Raw genomic sequence first — 2,357 nt, 5'->3', positions numbered from 1 at the left:
CAGGGCGTTAATGGGAAAGGACTGCCCCTACAGTATCCAAAACAACCACAAGTCAGTGGTTAGGGAGATCAAAACTGGGGTTTCTGGCACCAAACACCCCAAACTCTCCCAAATAACGAAACATAAATGCCCATAGACAGGTCCCCGGTTTTCCCGAAAAAAACGGGACAGGCTGTCCAACTAAGTTTTAACCGCAATCTAAGGGACTCCTCCTCAAATAGTTATTTTTTTTGGCTAGATTGCGTTTAAAACTCTTTACGTTATGGACTATTTCAAGAACGATGAAGATAACCTTCTACATATTTTTCTTTCTGACTCTCCTTTCATGCAATAAAAGAGAAGAAGAAAATATTTCTCAAAAACTAAATGGATTTTGGTTTAACGATGATAAAATTCTTTTATTCAGGGATTCAGTAATGATGCATCCTATTTATGAAGCTCCAGGCTTGTTTGAGTTCACCATTAATGATGGAATGCTAATCGTCAAGAATACTCAGGAATACTTTGAAAACATCTATGATACCTGCTTTGTAAAACTTGAAAAAGAAAATGAATTAACCTTTGTAATTGATGATGTAGGTTACACATTCAAAAAATTTGAATCTACACCAAGCATGAATTTTCATAGGCTATACTTTGAAATTGAACCTTGTCATGGGTTTTGTCCAGTTTTTCAAGTAGAAATTTTCCCAGATGGCACAGTTAATTTTAATGGAATAGAGTACACTGAAATAGAAGGTCCAAAGGAGTATAATTTGAATATAGAAATAATAAATGAATTAAATAACCTATTAGAAGTGGTTAAAATAATAGATTATCCTGATGATAAATTTTCAAACCCACCTGATTCTCCAAGATTTAATATGGTTGTGGAATATCCAAATGAAATAAAAATTTCAATAATTGATGGATTGTTTGAAGGGAAATATGAAAACATCGTAAGGTATTTTTACTTTTTTGAAAGGCAGTTAATTGAAAACAGTCCATAACATCACCTTGGATCCAGCGGGCGGTACCGAGTAACTATAAAAATCAGTATCTTTAAGAAGTTAGGAGTGGCATGGAAGAGAACGTTTTCAAATGCCCGCCGTCTCCAAGCTGAATCACGTTGGGTGTAATTAAAAAATGAGTAACGAATACAGAAGAAATCACTTTATTCCAGAAGGTTATTTAACCAATTTCACTGACATCGATAACAAGTTCTATATCTATGACAAAAAAGTAAAATACAACTCTAAAACAATAAGATACATTTCACCAAAACAGATATGCTTTGAATGGGATAGATATATCTTGAATTTTGGAAAAGACAAGGTATATAAAGGTTTAGAGTCAAATGTGTATTGCCATTATGATGAAAAGTTTTCAAAGACCTTGAAGCTATTACAATCAGAGGGTTTTGACTGGAAAACCTGCCCAGAAGACACAATTGGGAATTTGGAACTAATGATTCCTCTTTTCTACTGGCGCTCACCTGTCTCTGATAAACACTTTAATGATAGACTCAAAAAGTATGACCGTTTAGAAGATTTCGGGTTAGAAGCAACTCTTGACTCAAAACCGATTACAGATAAAGAATTTCATAAGGAAGCTCTTTCTGATAAGAATTTTCAAAAGGCAATTATGCCAATTTTAGCATTTACCAGCTTTGGTAAACCGCATCCAGTTAATGATTTATTAGAATGGCGTGTTTTAAATAGAGATGGTCGTGGTGCTCAATTAACTTCGGATAATCCAATAATTTTTTATAAAAATCCTGAAGAGCCTGAAGATTTAAGAAGTGAGTTAATCTTACCAGTTGGTAACCGTACTTCTCTATTACGAATTAACGAACACCTTCCAAGAAATTATCATAATTTGGTTTTTCAAGATATGTTGATTTTAGAACAAGCTAATCAATATGTAATCTGTAGTGATAAATGGTATTTGGAGAAAGTCATCAAATATTATGAGAATTATCAAAATTCAAAATACGCAGGTCGATTAAAAGAGCTTGTTTTTAACACTTATCATAAATAAAACAATTACATCATACAAGGCTCATAAATGGATTCAATCGAGAAGAATTTTATAAAAAGCATAACAGAAACCTTATCTAAAAAGCTTGAAAGGAAGTTGACGAGAAAGGAAATGAAATTTATTAGACAGCCAAGGGCATATATCGGATATGAAATGATCTTAGACTTCGTTTCAGACGAAAACATTAAAAAACAAGATGCAGAAAATTACATTGAACAAGCTCTAAAAGAAAATAAATAACTACACCCAATAACTAAGCATTCTGACGGCTGGAACCCTTCGACAGGCTCAGGGACCAGTAGTGTTGGAAACTTGGTTTTTATGGGGAATGGTTTTCT

At 33.5% G+C, this 2,357-nt stretch carries 3 protein-coding genes; all 3 read left to right on the top strand.

Translation table 11 applies throughout. The features are described from left to right. Positions 1 to 281 precede the first annotated feature (281 nt). Positions 282 to 989, top strand: a complete 708-nt coding sequence (locus tag AC13EX_RS03665) for a DUF6438 domain-containing protein (RefSeq protein WP_482891582.1) — start codon at positions 282 to 284, stop codon at positions 987 to 989. A gap of 136 nt (positions 990 to 1,125) precedes the next feature. Continuing rightward, the gene (locus AC13EX_RS03660) at positions 1,126 to 2,019 is read left to right on the top strand and encodes a DUF4238 domain-containing protein (protein WP_482891581.1); all 894 of its coding nucleotides are present in this window, start codon (positions 1,126 to 1,128) and stop codon (positions 2,017 to 2,019) included. A gap of 27 nt (positions 2,020 to 2,046) precedes the next feature. Then, positions 2,047 to 2,259: a hypothetical protein gene (locus AC13EX_RS03655; protein ID WP_482891580.1), complete on the top strand. Its 213-nt coding sequence runs from the start codon at positions 2,047 to 2,049 to the stop codon at positions 2,257 to 2,259. Positions 2,260 to 2,357 lie beyond the last annotated feature (98 nt).

Source organism: Cyclobacterium sp. L-R (genome assembly GCF_056859355.1).
The sequence above is the reverse complement of the archived record's forward strand: the minus strand, read 5'-3'. Positions and strand labels throughout refer to the sequence as shown.

Bases quoted from the DNA above. Each gene is read 5' to 3' on its own strand.
- AC13EX_RS03665 (WP_482891582.1), top strand. From the start codon at position 282: ATGAAGATAACCTTCTACATATTTTTCTTTCTGACTCTCCTTTCATGC.
- AC13EX_RS03660 (WP_482891581.1), top strand. From the start codon at position 1,126: ATGAGTAACGAATACAGAAGAAATCACTTTATTCCAGAAGGTTATTTA.
- AC13EX_RS03655 (WP_482891580.1), top strand. From the start codon at position 2,047: ATGGATTCAATCGAGAAGAATTTTATAAAAAGCATAACAGAAACCTTA.